Below are 18,610 nucleotides of genomic sequence, written 5' to 3' on the forward strand. Positions count from 1 at the left end.
CGACAGATGCCGGGATGCCACGGTTTGTGTGGCGATATTACATCAGTTTGCGGCGCCGTGTCACCTGTATATCGAGATCTGTAATCTTTTTTCGCAGCGTATTTCGGTTAATCCCAAGTAAATCAGCACATTTTGCCTGGTTCCCACCAGTTGCATCCAGTGCGATTTCGATCAGCGGGGCCTCAACCTCACGCAAAATCCGCTGATAGAGGCCCGGTGGCGGCAATATATTGCCGTGCAGATCGAAATACCGTCGCAGGTGACGCTCGACCGAGGTTGAAAGCTTCTCGCGTTCGCCGCCGCTCAGAACCGGTGCAGCTTCGGGCTGGCTGCCCAACACCATTTCCACCTCGGCCTTTGAAATCTCATCTGCCCGACTGGTCAGCCCCAAACGGCGAACGGCGTTTTCCAGTTGCCGCACATTCCCCGGCCATGAATAGCGCCGCACCAACTCAACCGCTTCCGGGCTGAGCCACCGCTTGTTTCCGCTTTCCTTCTCTTCCCGAGCCAGAAAATGTTCGGCCAGCAGCGGAATATCGTCGACCCTTTCGCGCAACGAGGGCACGTGGATCGTCGCCCCGCACAAACGATAATACAGGTCCTGACGGATACGGCCGTTTTCCATCCCATCGGTCAAGTTTGTCTGGCTGGTTGCCATGAAACGCGGAACATGATCGCCGGGCGTATCCATCATACGCACCACGCGGGCTTGAATTTCATCGCCGATATCCGCGATTTCATCTATCAGCAGCGTACCGCCACGCACCCGCGCCATCACGCGGGCCGGGCCCTCCAGATCGCTTAGGTCGGCTGCGGTGACTGTGACAAAGGGTAATGTACGCCGGTCCGAAAAGTCGTGAATTGCCCGGGCAATCAGCGACTTACCCGTTCCGCTTTCACCCGAGATCATAACTGGCAGGTCGGTGTTCATCACGCGGGCGACCAACCGATACAAAGCCTGCATGACTGGCGTGCGACCGACCAGCGGCAGCTCATCCGGACGCTCACCACCTGCCTGTATGGGTTCCGGCTGTGCGCGCTGCTTCTGATCCAGCGCCCGCGCCGTGCGTTTCATCAAATCCGGCAGGTCAAACGGTTTGGGCAGATAGTCATATGCGTCAGCCTCAGCCGCCTGAATTGCGGTCATGATCGTGTTTTGCGCGGAAATCACGATAACCGGCAATCCAGGGCGATCCTTTGCTATCTTCGGCAGCATCTCCAGACCGTTGCCATCGGGCATGACAACGTCCGAGATCACCACGTCGCCTTTGCCTTCGCCGACCCAACGCATCAGGGTGGTCAGCGAAGATGTTGCGTGCACCTTGCATCCGGCCCGCGTCAGCGCCTGAGTCAGAACGGTGCGGATTGTGCGGTCGTCATCCGCAACCAGTACGGTGCCATCCATCAGGTGCTCTCCTTCTTGTGTTCGGTTGCATCTCGCGGCGCGCGGCGCAGCGACAGTTTGAATACGGTGCGGCCGGGCACGGAGTCGGCGGAAATCCAGCCGTCATGGTCGGAAACGATCTTGCTGACCAGCGCCAGCCCCAGACCAGTGCCGTTTTCCTTGCCCGACACGAACGGGTCAAAGATATCACCCCGGATATCCTCGGGCAGGCCCGGACCGTCATCGATGATCTCGATCTGCAACGGCAGGGAATGACCCGATCCGTCGCTTCGGCGCAGGCGGAAGGAGTGTTCGAAATAAGTGCGCAGACGGATCGTACCGCCCTGCGGCCCCGCAGCCTCGGATGCGTTTTTCAGCAGGTTCAGGACCACCTGAAGAAACTGGTCCGGATCGCCATAGGCCAGCGGCAATGAAGGATCGTAATCCTCGATGATTGTCATATCCGCGCCAAATCCCAGCAGCGCGGACCGCCTTGCACGGTCCAGCACATCGTGGATGTTGACCGGCCTGAGGTCCGGTTTCTGCAAGTTGCCGAATTGCTCGACCTGCTCCAGAAGCTTCACGATCCTTCGGCTTTCGGCCACAATAAGGTCTGTAAGTTCAAGATCCTGTGACGAAATGTTCATGCTCAGCAGTTGCGCTGCACCGGTAATCCCTGCCAACGGGTTCTTAATCTCGTGCGCCAGCATCTCGGCCATGCCAATCGCCGACTGCGCCGCTGACTTGACCGTGTTGCCCAAGGTCATCCTGCCCGCCAGTTCACGAGGCGTTATGATCATGATCATCGACCCCGGATGGCCGACCAGAGGCGCGATCTGCAACGCACATTGCAACGGCGCGCGATTCCCAGAACCCGCATCCACATCGTTTACAAACAGTGGCGTGCCTTGCGAGCGGGCGCGCAGGAATGCTTCCTCCAGCGGTGCGTCAACGGCGATCTGGTCCCATACCGGATGCCCGATTACCGACCGGCGCGAGGCATTCAAAAACCCCTCGCCCGCCGAATTCACATCTGCGATGCGGTCGTTTTCATCAATAATAAAAGCCGGAACCGGCAATGAGTTCCAGATGTTGGCGTTGGAATTCATGCCGCCACCTCGCCCGTTTCGGCAAGTGCGTCCCCAAGCAGACGCAGGACTTCATCCGTGCTGCGCGACGTCAGAACCGCCCGCCGCAGCGGCGCAGGGGTTGCGGCCTGATCCATGTACCATCCCAGATGCTTGCGGGCGACACGCAGGCCCAGATCGGCACCGTAAAATCCCAGCATCGCCTGATAATGCGTGCGCACCATGTCGATCAGGTCATTCCCGACCGGAATATCCGGCGCATCCGCCCCGTAAAGGTCGTGACTGATCTGCGCCAGTAGCCAGGGTTTACCCTGTGCGCCACGCCCGACCATGACCCCATCTGCACCAGATTGTTCCAATGCGGTTCGTGCGGTTGCTGTGTCTACAATATCTCCGTTCGCAATAACCGGAATCGACACGGCCTGTTTCACGGCCCGGATTGCGCTCCAGTCAGCGCGCCCCTTGTAGAACTGGCATCGCGTGCGTCCGTGGATCGTAACCATCTGAACGCCTGCCTCTTGTGCACGGCGCGCAACCTCGGGGGCATTCAGCAGGGTGTCATCCCACCCCAGACGGGTTTTCAATGTCACTGGAACGTCGACTACACTGACAACGGCCTCGATCAGCGTCAGTGCGTGGTCCGGTGTTTTCAGCAGGGCCGAACCGGAATACCCATTTGTTACCTTTTTGGCAGGACACCCCATGTTAATGTCGATCACCCGCGCTCCACGATCAGCAACCTGACGCGCGGCCTCGGCCATCCAATGCGCCTCGCGCCCTGCCAGTTGCACAGCTGTGTTTTCCACATCGGCGGACAGTTCGGCGCGCTCCCGCACTCCGGGTTTGGCCTGCACCATCTCCTGACTGGCGACCATTTCGCTGACGACCATGCCGGCACCAAAGCGCATAACCAGATCCCGAAACGGGCGATCTGTGATTCCGGCCATCGGGGCCAGCAAAACCGGCGATGTTACGAATTTGTCAGCGAAGCGCAAAGTCAACGTGCTTAATCCTTGGGCAGTTGCAGTTCTGATATCGAATTCCACGCATATGAACAACAAAACGACGCGCAACAAGCCCGCAAAACCATCATCTGCCTATTTTTTAATCACCCGACCATAGGTGATTGCCACTGCAATCACCGCCGCCTAAACAAACGCAACAAAATGGAGGGCGCGCGGCATGACCACAGCTGCCATCATAGTCGCCGCAGGCCGCGGCCTGCGCGCAGGGGGCGACGTCCCAAAACAGTGGCGCGGCCTTGCAGGCCGTCGCGTGGCAGACTGGACAATCGATCGGTTCCGCGGACAGGTCGCCCATATCGTTCTGGTCTTATCCGACGAAGACACTCTGGTCTGGGAGGAGTTTCGTGATACCGATCTGATCCTCGCCTCGGGCGGCACAGATCGCGCGGGTTCTGTGCGCAATGGTTTGAAAGCCCTGGCGCACCTCGACGTGAAGCGCGTCCTGATTCATGACGTTGCCAGACCCTGCGTTTCGTCGCGCACCATTCAGGACGTCTTGAACGCATTGGATGCACATCAGGCCGCCGCCCCCGGACTGACGGTGACTGACGCCTTGTGGATAGGACAAGACGGGGCCGTGACTGGCACACAAGACCGCAGCAACCTGTTTGCGGCGCAAACACCGCAAGGCTTTCACTATGACACCATCACCGCCGCCCATGCGGCGCATCCGGGCGGTGCTGCTGATGATGTTGAGGTTGCACGCGCGGCGGGGGTAGATGTCTGCATCGTACCGGGCGATGCGGACAACCTGAAGATCACCCGCCCCGAGGATTTTGCCCGGGCGGAACGTATCATGGGAATGGATATGGATGTAAGACTTGGCAACGGCTATGACGTGCACCGATTTGGCGACGGGGATCATGTGGTCCTTTGCGGTGTGAAGGTTCCCCATGATCGCGGGTTGCAGGGGCATTCGGATGCGGATGTCGGGATGCATGCTGTAACCGACGCGATTTATGGCGCATTGGCGCAAGGGGATATCGGACAGCATTTTCCGCCCTCGGATCCGCAATGGAAAGGGGCCGCCAGCGAGATCTTTCTGCGTCACGCGGTCGAACTGGCTGGACAGATGGGGTATCGCATCTCGAACGTGGATTGTACGCTGGTCTGTGAATACCCGAAGATTGGCCCTCACGCCGCTGTTATGCGCGAAGAAATGTCCAAAATCATGGGCTTGCGTGCCGATCAGGTCTCGATCAAGGCCACCACGTCCGAGCGTCTGGGCTTCACCGGTCGCAGTGAAGGCATCGCATCGATTGCGACGGCCTGTCTGGTGAAATCATGAACGCGGCGCAGTTGATTGGCACCGTTGGCGGCGTCGGATATATACGCCCTGCCCCCGGCACCTGGGGTTCGCTGGCCGCGCTGCCGATGGCTTGGGTCCTGCACACGCTGGGCGGATTCCCATTGCTGGCAATCGCAACGCTCGTGGTGTTCGCAGGCGGCCTGTGGGCCACGCGCGTGATGACCGACGGCCAGGACGATCACGACCCGTCGGAAATCGTCATCGATGAGGTCGCGGGCCAGTTCATTGCCCTCTGGGCGATCTCATATCCGTCCTGGGCGCATGGGATCGACATTACCGCCCTCTGGCCCGGCTGGGTTGCCGGGTTCGCTCTGTTCCGCCTGTTCGACATCACCAAACCCGGCCCCGTCGGTTGGGCAGATCGTCGCGGCGATCCTATGGGAGTGATGCTGGACGACGTGATTGCGGGTATTTTCGCAGCCGTTGGCGTGATGGTTCTGGCTGGCATCACGCACGGGGTTCTGGGCCTATGAACGTGCCCGACCTGCTGAACCGCGCCAAAGCGCAGGGCGTTATGATCGCCACTGCGGAAAGCTGCACCGGCGGTATGGTCGCTGCGGCCCTGACTGATATACCCGGCAGCTCGGCCGTCGTGGATCGGGGTTTTGTTACCTATACCAACGGGGCCAAGCAGGACATGCTGGGTGTGCTGGCAGAAACCCTGCAGGCTTTCGGCGCAGTGTCCGAGCAGGTCGCTCGCGAAATGGCCGAAGGCGCATTGCGCAACTCACAAGCGCAGCTTGCCGTCGCGATTACCGGCATTGCCGGGCCGGGCGGGTCTGAATTCAAACCCGAAGGGCGCGTATGTTTCGGACTGGCCAGAGAAGGCCGGGAAACCCGAACAGAAACGATTGAGTTTGGCGCGCAAGGGCGGGATGCGGTGCGCCGCGCCGCGCGGGATCATGCGCTGGCGTTGCTTCTGACCTGGCTTTCATAACGCGCACCTTTTTTAGGCATTATCTGCCCATAGCCGCCAAAACTGTCATCACTTGAACAAAAGGCGACAAAATAGGCGACCAATTCGGGTATTGCCTCTTTTTTCCTCACCTGCCCTCCGCTTCAAGGCTCTGCACATACACTCACTCGATCCCGGGCGTTGTCAGATGACCTGCCCGGGAAACCATGCAGGGAAAAGGAGAGCGGCCCATGAATGGAGCCGATACAGCCTGGATCATAGTTGCTACAGCACTGGTCCTTTTCATGACATTACCGGGTCTGGCCTTGTTTTACGGCGGGCTTGTACGTGCCCGAAACGTGCTCAGCGTTTTTATGCATTGCTTTGCCATTGCCTGTTTGATGAGCATTCTGTGGCTGGTGGCCGGGTACTCCATCGCCTTTGGACCCGGTGAAAGTGGGCTTTGGGGTGGTTTGGGCAAGGCTTTCCTCAACGGTGTTGATGTGAACAGCCTTGCTGGCACTCTCCCAGAAATCCTGTTCTTTGCCTTTCAGATGACCTTTGCCATCATCACCCCGGCCCTGATCGTGGGCGCATATGTTGAACGGGTGGGCTTTGGCTTTGTGCTCACCTTCTCGGCGCTGTGGATGCTGCTGTGCTATGCGCCGGTGGTTCACTGGATCTGGGGCGGTGGAATGCTGTCCGATGGTGGTATTTTGGGTGACATTGGCGTGCGTGATTTCGCTGGCGGTATCGTGGTGCACGAAACCGCTGGTCTGGCAGCCCTGATCATCGCCGTCATCCTTGGCCCGCGCCGAAACCGAACGACCCCGCCGCATAATCCCGGCTATGTCATGGTCGGCGCCGCGATGCTGTGGGTCGGCTGGTTCGGCTTCAATGGCGGTTCGCAACTGGCCGCGGACGGTGGCGCTGCGATGGCGATGACCGTTACCCACCTGTCCGCCGCAACTGCGTCACTGACATGGGCGCTTTGGGAACGCATCCGCTTTGGCAAAGCCTCGATGGTGGGTCTTGTCACCGGGACAATTGCAGGTCTGGCCTCGATCACGCCCGCTTCGGGTTTTGTGGGTCCGGTTCAGGCCCTCATCATCGGTGCTGTCGCGGGCATTCTGTGTCAGGAAGCCGTCAGTCTGGTGCGCAACAAGCTGAATATCGACGATACATTGGACGTGTTCGCGGTACATGGCGTCGGAGGCATCTTCGGCACCATCATGATCGCCCTGTTCGGCCTTGGCACATGGACCGCACAGTTGGGCGGGCTGGTTATCGTGGGTGTCTTTGCGGCAGCTGCCACGTTTGTGTTGGTCAAACTGGTTGCACTGATCACACCACTTCGCGTAAACGCCGAGACCGAGACAAATGGCCTCGACCTCTCGGTACATGGTGAGCGGGCCTATGACATGAGCAGCTAAGCCCACCTTGGCTGCCTATCGCCCGCAAGGGCAAAAGCGGACCTGTCATGGGTCCGCTTTTCTTGTTTTGGCGCCTTGTCCACCTACGTCACACCCAAAGCACCCTGAACCTTCAGGGCAAATGATCAGCCCGTCGCAGGATGCGCATTGGTTCCCTTCGGAATTACGATCCGGCATTCCAGACCGCCAAGCGAGCTGGATGCACCCAGATCAAGTCGACTGTCATAGGCCTTTAACAAATCAACCGCGATGGCCAGCCCAAGGCCGCTGCCCGAAACAGAGGTATCCAGCCTCCCCCCCGATCGCAGCGCCTCGCGGTGAGCGTCCTGAGGAATTCCCGGACCATCGTCGTCAATCACAATTTCGATCCCGTTCTGGGTTCTCCCAGCCGTCACGCGGACCTTATGTTTGCACCATTTGACCGCGTTATCCAGCAGGTTGCCCAAAACTTCTTCGATATCCTGCGCGTCCATACGCACCCAAAGACCCGGGTCGCGTTCGATTTCCAATGACTTTCCTTCGCGCTCGGCCATGGTGGTGAACAGACGCGCCAGTCGATCAATCGAATGAGACAGATCAGCACGAGAATGGGTCAAATCTGCAGTGTTCAGCGCCCGCATTCTGGCCAAAGACCGGCCCAGTTGCGCGTCAATGCGGTCGAGAGCTTCCACAGCGGTTTCCGTAGAACCTCCCGCTTCGGACAACAGCACCAATTCATTGCGCATGATTGCAGTAGGCGTTTTCAGGGCATGGGCCAAATCTGCCGCCTGACGACGTGATCCCGATACGATTTCCCGGTTTCGACGCAAGAGCTGGTTCAGATCCTCGACCAGAGGAGACACCTCTTCTGGATAATCGCCTGGCCTAAGGTCTTCGTCCCGATCCCAACGATGCGCCACATCTGACCGAAGCTTTCTGAGTGGCGTCAGGATGATTGACGTCAGAAGTAGCGACCCAACGACACCGATCAGACCAACCAGCGCAAAAACCGGAAGCAGGCTTTGTTGTGCAGCGCGGCGTTCCGCGACAAGCTGGGCCTGACTTTCGGCAACGCTGACCCCCCAGACCGTTCCATCCTCATAGGTAATTTTCTGAAAGGCTCCTCGTAAAGCTTCGCTTTCCGGACCAGGCGTGTTCCAAAGCGTCGTTACATCAGGGTTCCCCGGCGGTTCGGCAATGACTTCATCAAACAAGGAAGCCGACGTAAAGATCTCACCTTCGCTGTTGCTGACTTGCCAGTATCTGCCGGAATACGGTGTGCCATAGGCTGGATCGAACATCAGATTCCGCAGCGCATCCGGGTCATGGGTCGTAACGCTCAACCCAACGACCAGTTGCGTGTGACGATCAAGCAATGCGGTATCAAACCTGTCTGAAACACGGGCATTGATGAACGAGAACACGGCCAGCGTACCGACACCCACTGAAAGGGCACCCGACGCGATCCCCCCCAGTAGAGCCCGTTGACGCAGGGATAACATCAGGCGGAGTCGATCATGTATCCGCGACCCCGAATCGTTGTGATCAGATCAGGGCCAAGTTTTTTGCGCAGACGGGTTATAAAGACGGCAATTGTGTTCGAATCTCTGTCCCCGTCGTATTCGTAGATATGCTCTGACAGCTCGGTCCTTGAAATCATACGCCCAACATTGTGGGCGAGATACGTGAGAACAGCCAGCTCTTGCGCAGTCAGGTCGATTGGCACACCATCCGCCGTTACACGCCCGTTGCGGGTGTCCAGCACAACATTTCCCATTTCAACGACGGGATTCAACTGACCGCTCTGCCGCCGCAGAATGGCGCGGACCCGCGCTGCCAGTTCGGGCATATGGAACGGCTTGGTCATGTAGTCGTCCGCGCCTGCGTCCAACCCGTCGACCCTTTCGCTCCAGCCATCGCGGGCCGTGAGGATCAGCACCGGGGTCTTGATGCCCGCGCTGCGCCATTCCCGCAGAACTGAAATGCCGTCGCGTTCCGGCAATCCAATATCGAGGATGATCATGTCATAAGGTTCTGTTGCGCCGAGATGCAAAGCTTCCAGGCCGCTGTTCACAATGTCCACGACCCGACCTTCAGCGTTCAACAGTTTCTTGATCTGCTCGCAAAGGTGCGGCTCGTCTTCTGCCAGTAAGACTCTCATACTTGGGAATTATAGGCGCGCGAATAGCAGTTTAACCATTACTTTTTGCCACCGCCGTTGCCGCCACCGTTTCCACCACCGTTGCCGCCAGAATTGCCACCAGAATTGCCACCACCGTTACCACCGCCATTGCCACCACCGTTACCACCGGAGTTGCCGCCGCCGTTACCTCCGGAGTTGCCTCCGCCATTGCCACCAGAGTTGCCGCGACCGCCACCGCTGTTCCCGCGGTTGCCGCTTTGACCGCCATTTGCTTTGACTGAAGACTTGCCTTGAGATTTCGCATTGGCCGAGTTTCCGGGCGCAGATTTGGCCGCTTCTGAGATTTGTTTGCCGATCTTGGACCCGTTGGAAACGACAACGCCGGTTTTTGCGTTAACAATAACACTGACAATCTTCCCGTTCGGCTTTTTGACCAGTACGCGGTAGTAAACTTTGTCGGCCTGAAAAGCTCGCGCATCAATAGGCGTACCGCCAAAGACCTGTTCGACCCCTTTGATGACTTTCTGCAACCGGATTGCGTTGCCCGAGGTTGTTGCTTTGCGCAGTTCTGCCTGCTTCAGCTCACGAACGGCTGCATTGCTTTCTCCGGGCTGGAGAAAGACAATAAGAAACATAATGGTTAAGAGCTTTCTCATCTTCGGCACTCTTTACTGCGCAACCACCTACATAATCTACCGATTTCAACATGAACTGGGGATGAACGACCAGTTTGGCGTGGGTTCAATGATGATCGGTTTAGATAGCACCTGTCAGATCTTGATTCCGGCAAGCGGTTTGCCTGTGTGCGAATCTTGGAAAACTATGTCGGACCACTGAAACACGCCTTCGATTTACGAGGAACGCTATGAAAACCAATATGACCGGCTTGCTGAAAGCCTCTGCACTCGCAATCGCAATGTTAGGCTCCACCGCAATTGTTGGCGCGATTGCATTTCCTGACGTGGCTTATGCAAAAGATGGCAAAGGCGGCGGTAAAGGAAACGGCGGTGGCAATGGTGGTGGTAACGGAAACGGCGGTGGTAACGGTGGTGGCAAAGGAAACAGCGACAGTGCCGGAAAGGGCAAAGGCAACAGCGGCGGTAATGGCGCGACCAAAGGTGGCGGCTCAAAATCCGCCGGCAAGTCAGGGCGCACTACCTCTGGCGCAAAGGGTTCGAAGTCAAAATCTTCGAAGGGAAAATCGTTCTCTTTGAAAGAACTGTTTACCGGTAAGAAGTCCACGAAAACTCAGACCAAGACCGCACCGTCAGCGCACGCGACAAAATCTAAGGTTCAGGTCGAGGAAACGGACCTGACCGATTCCCACAAGAAGGGGAATAAACTGGCTGCCGCGCTGGGCGTCCACCCTTCGGAACTGGGCGCACTGAACGCAGCCAACGCAAGTGAGAAGGCCCTCCAGAACGCTGCCCCGAATTCGCGCGTCGGTCGCATTGCAACCTATCGCGACACGGTTTTGGCTGGCGACAGCATCCGAGCTGAGCTTGCCGAAAAACAAGACCTTCTGGATGATATGACCCCGCCGGAGCGCTCCAGCGCTGAAATCAATGACGACCTTGAGGATGCGCTGGCCGATGTTCAGGAAAAGCAGGACATCGTCGATGATCTCGAACAGCAACTGGCAGATGCGGGAGGCACCAATCCTGATATCGAGGACGCACTTCAGGACGCAAACGATGATCTGCAAGCTTCCAAAGATGCCGCTGACAGCCTGAATGCCGAAAAACAGGCAGCCTTGGAGTACGAGGAAGCCATGCAAGACGTCGAAGACCTGGCAGACGCCGTTGAGCAGCAGTCACTCGATGAGCGCGCGGCATTGGAAGACGCTGCGAACAAACCCGTCACCGACGAGGTCGAGGCTGCTGTAAAGGCAATGCTCGGACTGGATAGCTAACAGCTTTTGCCTTCATTCTTATGAAGTGGGCAAAAGACCGGGCCAGCTAAGTGATTACCAGCCGTTTGGCTGGCCCGACTTTCTCATTAAGATCCTGACCGCCAGGTTGTATTGCGCTTATGCCCGACGCAAGTTGGCAAAGGTTACTGAGAAAAAAATTAGCCCGCTCCAATTCGGAGCGGGCTTTATCTTTCCCTGATCAAGTTGATCCGGAAATCCATCGGACGTCTGATTTTCAGAAGTCCCGGTTTGCCTCTTCTAGTCGCTTGTTATTTACGATTTCTGTCAGTGCATTTTCGATAGGAGGGAAGCGACTGCTGCTCGAATTTGTATTACTTGAAACTTCGCCGTTCATGACGGGATTATGGGGTTGCATTGTCGCACATGCATACGGCGCAACCTCAATAGCAGTCTTGATCATGCTGTTCCCCTTCCATTCAACCGGACGTGGTTTGCCCGGCCTGTGCGATCAGTATGCCCCGAGCCAGTTGAACACTCAGAGAATACATTGTTCACATTATGTTAATGTTGTCGCGAAATCATGAACAACGACTAAGTAATTAACAAAAAAGGATATTATTTCGCCAACAGATACAATCAGGCCAGATGGATAAAAAAATAAGGCACTCTCTCCCTACTCCGTAAGGTTGTTTAACCCAAGGAAAAGCGACATACGTCTATGGCGAGCGAGTCAGGTTTCTTACACCGAATTTGGGGGTAAAACTGCGGCCGAAGAAAGAAATCTACGAAACAGCCGACGAAATTGCGACACAGTTCAGCGGTTGGTCGACCTGCGCGGCACCATAAAGGGCAGGACCATGACGGCGGATGGATCCTTTGAAAACCAAAACGGTCTTCAGGTCGTCCCGGTAGCAATACATTCGGTTAACTAACCCGCGATCTGAGCAAAACCCCTGTCAGCATCAACGTTTCGGTTTAACAGATGCAAAAGCTCGACCTGGCTCGTTGCCCCTGTTTTGGAAAATATAGAACTTAGGTGCGAACGAACTGTTGTCGGGCCAATGGACAGAGTCTCCGAAATCGTCTTCACAGTCATTCCCTCTTTCATCATCGCGCACACCCGAAACTCGCATCTGCTGAGGTCGGCCGGATTGTGTGGATCAAGGATCGGGACAAAGCGATTGTTGCTGTTGAATTTGGACCGGTGACTCCGAAGAACCTCGGAACAGGCAGCAACCGTTCCGGGCAAGCGTTTGCCCCAGCCAGACGATAGTGTTGGTGCCAGAGCAGTTAGCAGATCCAGTTCGCAGGCCTGCGGGCGTATACTGTAATGCAGCTCAATGTAATCAACCTGCGCCCCGGTTACGTCCAGCGGAATTAGGATAACCTCCACCAGCCCTTCAGGCTTTTGAAGCCGATAGTGTGACATTGATGATGCGTCGGATAACACCAAGTCTGATAGTTTCCAGACTGAACCCGGCCTTGCCGTTGATATACATTCTCCAATAACCAACTCTGCCTGCGTTTGCGGCTGTGAAGGCCAGATTTTCCCCTGCTGGACACAACAGCGCGCAATATGCTTTGCCTTCCAATCCTTTTTCTGCATTCTGACAATTAGAACCGCATCAGCATTTGCCAGGCGCATTAAACAATTTACGGATCGAGACACGGAGCCATTACCGCATAGGGCCTGAGTCCACTCCACTACAAAGTCCAGACTCTCCCTCGCCTGAGCGCTCTTTAAAAAACTCACACTCATAACAATTAACCATTCAACTAAACAGACCGACCAAACAAACAGGTTCGGGTTACTACAACAAATTTGTGTTCCTTTCGAAGTCACAGCAACCGGAATTATCGGCTTGTCTGCGCGGGAAGTTTTCAAACAAAGGCTTTTAAGAAACTTTATATATCTGTTTTTAATATGCTTTTCTAAGTCTTGTCATCACTGAACCGCACGATGCCAATCCGCAAACGCCAGACCGGTCAGTAAAAATCAACCACCATCCCGCTCACAATTGCGACCCGGCTCAGTTCATTGTTTCCGAAAAAGGGCGATTCGCTGAACGTTAATACGTTGTTAACGCAGGGTTAAATGTATTCGCCCAAAAGGGTGATTTTCTTCAATTGATTCAACCAAAAGGTGTATTTCAATTACCTTTGAAGGAAGGCACGCATTTCCCCCGTTCCTATTCTGATTCCCGAGCTAATGCATTTTCGCCTGGCTTGCGCTCAAGAATACGGAGCGCTGATAACGTCTAACCTATTTGGGGGAAATAATGACTAAATTCATGAAGAAGTTTGTTAAGAATGAAAGCGGTGCAGCAATTGTCGAATATGGCCTGGCTCTTTTGGTCGTGGCGTCGATTGCAGTTGGCGCATTCTCGTATCTGGGCACCACTACCAACACAAACGTGACTGGTGCATGCGCTGCTCTGGGTAGCGCGACCTGCTGACCCAAACACACTTACCAAAATACAGAGCTCTGTGCCGCCGCGCCACTGTTGCGGCGCAGAGTTCACCGCCAGGAATTTCGCGAAAACAAGACGACCGAAGTTCCATATTTCAGAACGTAATTGTTGGAGAGAGTGATGCGTATCAGGCCAATCATTTCTACACTGTTTGGAATTGCGATAGCGTCCGGTTCCGTTTACCTGGCGAAAGATCACATTCAGTTTAAGACAAGCACTGCCGGTGTCTCGCCAGATGCCGATCTGGTTGAGATCTACGTGGCCCGATCAGAAATCGCGTTTGGTCAAACGATCGAAGCGCACGACGTCACAATTCACCCCTGGCCGCGCGAGGCGCTCCCGGCCGGAGTTTTCACGGACATTGATGTACTTGTTCCAAACAATCGCCGTCAGCTGCGGCGCGCCAAGGGCCGGTTCTATCCCGGCGAAGTAATGCTTCTTTCCAAGGTTTCGAACTTTGGAGAAAAAGTCACCCTTGTTCAGAAGTTGGGTGAAAACACACGCGCCATGGCGATCGAGGTCGATGCTGTAACAGCCGTGGGCGGTTTTGTTACCCCAGGCGATCACGTTGATATCGTCTTGACCCAAGGTGCCAAGCAGGACCTGCGCGCGGTCACCATCTTGCAGAATATTCGCGTCATTGGCGTGGACCAGCAGTCGGAAGAATTAAGCGATCAGCCGGAGGTCGCCCGCACGATTACGGTGGAAGTGACCCCGCAGCAAGGTCAACGTCTGGCCCTGGCTCAAAAGGCCGGAACCCTGAGCCTGACACTGCGCACCCTGGACAGCGTCGAGGATGAACCCATGGAGATGGTTCGCCTGCGCGATCTGTTGCAGGAGGAAGGACCGGTAGAAAAGGTGGATATTCAACCCACTGTAAAGCTGCGCCGGGGAACCGAGACTGAGGTTGTGACCATCCAGCGGCAACAGGAAGAAGCGGAACAGGCAACAGAAACTGCGCCCGCCGCCGAATTGCAACCTGATACCCAAAAAGATGCGCAGCTTGCGCCGGCGTCCGCGACTCCGCGCGTCAAACCCCGCATTCGCCCAATCAAAGTCAGTCAGACACCCGGTCAATAAGTTCAGCCATGCCAACTCGCGCTATCATATCCGCATTCGCCCAAGAGGAGAACGGCACCGTCGCGATCCTGTGGGGCACTGCTTTGGTCGCATTCCTTGGGTTCTTTGCAATCACACTGGACGTTGGCCGGTTGAATTCGACACATGCAGAGCTTCAGTCATTCGCCGACAACGTAGCTTTGGCCGCAGCGGGAGAGTTGGACGGCCAACCGGACGCGATTACGCGAGCCACAAATGCAGCAGCAAATCTTGTCAGCGATAGCCAGACATTCGCGAACGGGGCGACCACGCTTTCAGGATCTTCGGATTATTCTCTCCTGTTTCACTCGGCGCTTCCGGCATCGGATCTGACCCCGCTTGGCGCAGATATTACAACCGATCCACGAAAGGCCAGGTTCGCGCAGATCGTGTTGACACCTAAATCCCTGACGATGAGCCTGGCTTCGGCGCTGGACAAGATGCTTGGCGGGGCTGGGTTTTCTGCTGCCAGCGTTTCAGCCGAGGCAGTGGCCGGATACTCGAAAGCGGCGTGCGATATTTCACCCCTGATGTTCTGCCTGCCCCCGAATTGGGAATCCACTTTGACCGTAGGCGACCAGATATTGCTGCGCAGTGGCGGCAACGGAACGGCTTGGGGTCCGGGCAATTTCGGCTTTATTGATCTGGCGAATTTCCAAGACAGCTCGGGTGTATGTGCCGACGAAGGGGGCAATAAGCTGGCCTGTCTGATCGCGGCGCAAAGCCAGATCACCCAATGTGTTCTGACCAATGGTCTGAACACCGAACCCGGCCAGAAAAACGGCATTACCAACGCTGCATTCAACGTCCGCTTTGACATCTACCGCTCGGTTCTCAACGGTGAGAAGAACAATATCGATTTCGCGCCCGCACCAAATGTGATCAAGGGGATTGAAAGCAACGGTGGCGGCGCTTGCATTCAGGGTAATGAACAGACGACCCCTGATACAACAGGTTTGGGGCGCGACCTGTGCATGACGGCGGGCACCTGCGGTGGAAACAACCGTTTCGGTGACGGCAACTGGGATCGAACCGGGTACCTTAATCGAAACCACGATCTGGCAGATGGGATTGCCGACGGCATCGGCAGCGACACACATCTGCCCGCGCTGTCCGGGTCGGATACCGTTTTCGCAGGAACGCGGTACGGAATGTATCTGAGGGAAATAGCCTACGGAAATTCAAACCCACACGCGCCGCCGAACGCAAGCTCCATTCTGGACCCTTCGCTTGCTGAAACCGGCCGCCCGATGTGTTCCAGCCAGATGTCCGAAGACCCGGCGCGGCGCGTTGTTACGGCTGCTGGTGTTGATTGCGCGCAAAACCCGGTATCCGGTTCGACCACCGGAGTTCCAGTCACAAAATTTGTTGCCGTGTTCCTGACTGAACCGGTGGGTGATGACGGCGGCTCGCCCCCCAGTTTCGACATCCACGGAGAGGTCGTCGGTTTCCCCGATGTGACCGGTGTTGGCAGCGGCGGCAACGGGTTCGGCGGCATCTTTCGCGACGTCGTACAGTTGTATCGATAGGGGCAGAGTGTTCATGTGTATTCGCCTCAGATCCCCTTTCAAACGCTTCGCCAAAAACGAAGATGGTGCGATCCTTGTCGAGTTTGGCCTTGTCATGCCGATTATGCTGCTGCTGTTGGCGGTGACATTGGAATCCGCACGCCTCATGTGGTCGTACCAGTCGGTCATTGCCGGGGTCCGTGATGCCAGCCGTTATATGTCGCGCGTCACGCCCTCGGATATCTGTTCGTCTGGCGGAACTGTCGCGGGGCTCAGCACAACTCTGAAAGGGATTGTCGAGCGTGACATTCATGGCAACAGCCTGTTTCCACCCAGTATAACCGTCAACTCAGTAACGCCCAGCTTGTCCTGCGTGTCGGGCACGTATCGCATGAACCCGGCACCCGTCGGTCAGGTAAGCGCCAATATCACCGTTCAGTTCCCGCTGGGGGGCATTTTGAAGCTTTTCGGCAGCGGCGCGTCATCGATAACCACCAACGTCGCTGACACATCGCGGATATTTGGCCAATGACACGGTTGCGGAATAACCGCGCTATCTTGCGCCAGGTCGCGGACAAGATGCTGCGCGACCAGAATGGTGGGGTTCTTGTTGAGTTTGCCTTGGTGGTGTCCCTGTTTTCCTTCCTGTTCCTGGCATTGCTGGACTTTGGTCGGCTATCATACAGCGGAGTGAACGCGCAAAAAGCCGCACAGTTGGCGGCGCGCATCGCTGTGGTGCGCCCTGCGGCCTGTCCGGGTGTGCCACAAACCCACACGCGGGGAACATCCGCGTTGTCCCCTCGCTTTGGCACCCCATGCAGTGCGTCGGCTGGCGTATGTGCCGACCCCGTAACGCCAGCTTGTGTGGGTGACGCCACCAACACCACAGCATCTGAAATCTGGGGGCGCATCAACCCGTTGCTGCCCCCCGGCACGACGATTGACGCCTTGCAGTTTTCCTATGACTTCAATTCCAATCTGGGCTTCCTGGGTGGCCCTTACACACCCATGGTCACGGTTGAGCTGAACCTGAATGATTTTCAGTTCGTGTCGCCGCTGGCCGCGCTTGCAAATGCCGCGGGCGCGACCAGCAGCACAATTCCTTCAACAGCCGGGTTTTCCAATTTCAGCGTTTCGCTGCCTGCCGAAGACCTGGCATCAGGAGAGTCAGGTTAATGGTTAAGAACGTTTCCAATCTCAATTCACATTCCGTCATGCTTGTATCTGAAAGCGAAACCGTCGCTCAGGTGGTCGCCAATGCCTTTCCCGCCGGTCAAAATAACGAAATCTCAGAGAATGCGGGTTCGTTCAAAGCGTTGAACGGCACGGCGCGCAATCTGGCATTCAAGCATGACCTGGTTATTTTTGAAATCGACCCCTGCGACGCGGGCGAGGTTCTGGCCGTAAAGGACCTGCTGACCCATCGACAAGACGACACCTTGTTTGTTGCGCTGACGCAGAATGACGTTTCGATCTCGGTCGCCCGCGAATTGCGGAAAATCGGCATCGACGAGGTTCTGCCCCTGTCCATTGACGAGGATGGGCTGAAAGCCGCAGTAGCAGAAAAAATCTCTTCCCGATCACTTCCGCAAGGGTTCATTCGAAATGGCCCCTCTGCCCTTGGCACGGTGATCCCGGTTGCAAAATCCCGCGGTGGAATCGGAGCGTCAACGGTCGCAGTCAACCTTGCCTGCTCGCTGGTGGGCGGGAAAGGATCCTTCCTGAAGAAAAAAGCGAAAAACCGCGTCGCGCTTCTGGATTTCGATCTGCAATTTGGAAACGCGAACGTGTTTCTGGATCTTGAAGATAATGGGGGATGCCTCCAACTCATCGAAAATCAGGAAGAGCCGGATGATCATTTCCTGACGTCGATCCTTCAGAACCATACGCTCGGCATTGATGTGTTGTGCGCGCCCGTGCCGCTGGTTCCGCTTCAATCCATACGACCGGGCTTGATCGAGGGGATGCTCGACCTGCTTCAGCGCCGGTACGACTATGTTGTCATCGACCTGCCCTGTGCCGTTGTGGAATGGGTCGAACCCATCTTTAAACGCGCGAACCAACTTGCACTGGTTACTGACACCACGGTTCCGTGTGTTCGCCAGACCCGGCGCCTGATCGATTTCTATCGCGAGGCGAACGTGGCCCTGCCCGTCGAGGTTGTCGTGAACCTCGAACGGAAGACGCTGATCAAACCCGCACACGTTCGCGAGGCCGAAAAAGTGCTGGAAACGAAACTGAAGCACTGGCTGCCGGACAACCCCAAGATTGCGCGAAACGCGGTCGATCTGGGACGACCGATTGTGGACATGAAGCCGCATTCGGACCTTGGCAAGGCCCTGACGAAACTGGCTGCGTCCATGTCCGAAGGCACCCGGCCAGCCACACAAAAAACTGCATAATG

General features: G+C 56.4%; 19 protein-coding genes. 11 read left to right on the plus strand and 8 right to left on the minus strand.

Annotation, left to right across the window (positions count from 1 at the left end):
• Positions 1–37: 37 nt before the first annotated feature.
• From ACR0M3_RS02555 to dusB, 3 genes are read right to left on the minus strand one after another with little or no spacing between them, the layout of a single operon-like run.
• Entirely contained in the window at positions 38–1,405 is a 1,368-nt protein-coding gene (locus ACR0M3_RS02555) for a response regulator (RefSeq protein WP_480485475.1), read from the minus strand.
• The gene (locus ACR0M3_RS02560; RefSeq protein WP_480772779.1) at positions 1,405–2,493 is read right to left on the minus strand and encodes a two-component system sensor histidine kinase NtrB; all 1,089 of its coding nucleotides are present in this window, start codon (positions 2,491–2,493) and stop codon (positions 1,405–1,407) included. The genes ACR0M3_RS02555 and ACR0M3_RS02560 overlap by 1 nt, the downstream gene beginning before the upstream one ends.
• A complete protein-coding gene (gene dusB / locus ACR0M3_RS02565) occupies positions 2,490–3,473 on the minus strand; it encodes a tRNA dihydrouridine synthase DusB (protein ID WP_480909561.1) in 984 nt (327 codons plus the stop codon). Before dusB ends, ACR0M3_RS02560 begins: the two co-directional genes overlap by 4 nt.
• Positions 3,474–3,654: 181 nt before the next feature.
• Here dusB and ACR0M3_RS02570 point away from each other — a divergent pair, with 181 nt between their 5' ends.
• The 4 genes from ACR0M3_RS02570 (at position 3,655) to ACR0M3_RS02585 (ending at position 7,134) form a co-directional block, all read left to right on the plus strand.
• Positions 3,655–4,785, plus strand: coding sequence for a bifunctional 2-C-methyl-D-erythritol 4-phosphate cytidylyltransferase/2-C-methyl-D-erythritol 2,4-cyclodiphosphate synthase (locus ACR0M3_RS02570; RefSeq protein ID WP_480909563.1), 1,131 nt, complete (start codon positions 3,655–3,657; stop codon positions 4,783–4,785).
• Positions 4,782–5,279: a phosphatidylglycerophosphatase A family protein gene (locus ACR0M3_RS02575; protein ID WP_480480677.1), complete on the plus strand. Its 498-nt coding sequence runs from the start codon at positions 4,782–4,784 to the stop codon at positions 5,277–5,279. Before ACR0M3_RS02570 ends, ACR0M3_RS02575 begins: the two co-directional genes overlap by 4 nt.
• The gene (locus ACR0M3_RS02580; RefSeq protein ID WP_480909565.1) at positions 5,276–5,743 is read left to right on the plus strand and encodes a CinA family protein; all 468 of its coding nucleotides are present in this window, start codon (positions 5,276–5,278) and stop codon (positions 5,741–5,743) included. Before ACR0M3_RS02575 ends, ACR0M3_RS02580 begins: the two co-directional genes overlap by 4 nt.
• A 209-nt stretch (positions 5,744–5,952) precedes the next feature.
• Complete coding sequence (locus ACR0M3_RS02585; protein ID WP_480909567.1) at positions 5,953–7,134, plus strand: ammonium transporter; 1,182 nt, start codon at positions 5,953–5,955, stop codon at positions 7,132–7,134.
• 125 nt (positions 7,135–7,259) lie between these two features.
• Here the strand turns inward: ACR0M3_RS02585 and ACR0M3_RS02590 are convergent, their stop codons facing one another.
• Genes ACR0M3_RS02590 through ACR0M3_RS02600 form a run of 3 tightly spaced genes read right to left on the minus strand, consistent with a single transcriptional unit; the run spans position 7,260 to position 9,912 of the window.
• Positions 7,260–8,615, minus strand: coding sequence for an ATP-binding protein (locus ACR0M3_RS02590; RefSeq protein ID WP_480909569.1), 1,356 nt, complete (start codon positions 8,613–8,615; stop codon positions 7,260–7,262).
• Positions 8,615–9,274, minus strand: a complete 660-nt coding sequence (locus tag ACR0M3_RS02595) for a response regulator transcription factor (RefSeq protein ID WP_209503754.1) — start codon at positions 9,272–9,274, stop codon at positions 8,615–8,617. The genes ACR0M3_RS02590 and ACR0M3_RS02595 overlap by 1 nt, the downstream gene beginning before the upstream one ends.
• A 38-nt stretch (positions 9,275–9,312) precedes the next feature.
• Positions 9,313–9,912 carry a PepSY domain-containing protein gene (locus tag ACR0M3_RS02600; RefSeq protein WP_480909571.1) on the minus strand — a complete coding sequence of 200 codons (600 nt, stop codon included), beginning with the start codon at positions 9,910–9,912 and terminating at the stop codon, positions 9,313–9,315.
• Between the two features lie 209 nt (positions 9,913–10,121).
• Between ACR0M3_RS02600 and ACR0M3_RS02605 the strand changes: the two genes are divergently transcribed.
• Positions 10,122–11,168, plus strand: a complete 1,047-nt coding sequence (locus tag ACR0M3_RS02605) for a hypothetical protein (RefSeq protein WP_480485465.1) — start codon at positions 10,122–10,124, stop codon at positions 11,166–11,168.
• 235 nt (positions 11,169–11,403) lie between these two features.
• Here the strand turns inward: ACR0M3_RS02605 and ACR0M3_RS02610 are convergent, their stop codons facing one another.
• Complete coding sequence (locus ACR0M3_RS02610; protein WP_480473092.1) at positions 11,404–11,589, minus strand: hypothetical protein; 186 nt, start codon at positions 11,587–11,589, stop codon at positions 11,404–11,406.
• A gap of 468 nt (positions 11,590–12,057) precedes the next feature.
• A complete protein-coding gene (locus ACR0M3_RS02615; RefSeq protein ID WP_480869388.1) occupies positions 12,058–12,774 on the minus strand; it encodes a helix-turn-helix transcriptional regulator in 717 nt (238 codons plus the stop codon).
• Positions 12,775–13,420: 646 nt separating this feature from the next.
• Between ACR0M3_RS02615 and ACR0M3_RS02620 the strand changes: the two genes are divergently transcribed.
• The 6 genes from ACR0M3_RS02620 (at position 13,421) to ACR0M3_RS02645 (ending at position 18,608) form a co-directional block, all read left to right on the plus strand.
• Positions 13,421–13,585, plus strand: coding sequence for a Flp family type IVb pilin (locus ACR0M3_RS02620; protein WP_267367933.1), 165 nt, complete (start codon positions 13,421–13,423; stop codon positions 13,583–13,585).
• A gap of 135 nt (positions 13,586–13,720) precedes the next feature.
• Positions 13,721–14,680, plus strand: a complete 960-nt coding sequence (gene cpaB / locus ACR0M3_RS02625) for a Flp pilus assembly protein CpaB (RefSeq protein WP_480480662.1) — start codon at positions 13,721–13,723, stop codon at positions 14,678–14,680.
• A gap of 8 nt (positions 14,681–14,688) precedes the next feature.
• Positions 14,689–16,227, plus strand: coding sequence for a pilus assembly protein TadG-related protein (locus ACR0M3_RS02630; protein WP_480909573.1), 1,539 nt, complete (start codon positions 14,689–14,691; stop codon positions 16,225–16,227).
• A 13-nt stretch (positions 16,228–16,240) separates the two neighbouring features.
• The gene (locus ACR0M3_RS02635; RefSeq protein ID WP_480909575.1) at positions 16,241–16,738 is read left to right on the plus strand and encodes a TadE/TadG family type IV pilus assembly protein; all 498 of its coding nucleotides are present in this window, start codon (positions 16,241–16,243) and stop codon (positions 16,736–16,738) included.
• The gene (locus ACR0M3_RS02640; protein WP_267367915.1) at positions 16,735–17,382 is read left to right on the plus strand and encodes a TadE/TadG family type IV pilus assembly protein; all 648 of its coding nucleotides are present in this window, start codon (positions 16,735–16,737) and stop codon (positions 17,380–17,382) included. The genes ACR0M3_RS02635 and ACR0M3_RS02640 overlap by 4 nt, the downstream gene beginning before the upstream one ends.
• Positions 17,382–18,608, plus strand: a complete 1,227-nt coding sequence (locus ACR0M3_RS02645) for a CpaE/TadZ family protein (RefSeq protein WP_480909577.1) — start codon at positions 17,382–17,384, stop codon at positions 18,606–18,608. The genes ACR0M3_RS02640 and ACR0M3_RS02645 overlap by 1 nt, the downstream gene beginning before the upstream one ends.
• Positions 18,609–18,610: the final 2 nt, after the last annotated feature.

Source organism: Ruegeria sp. O5 (assembly GCF_056535105.1).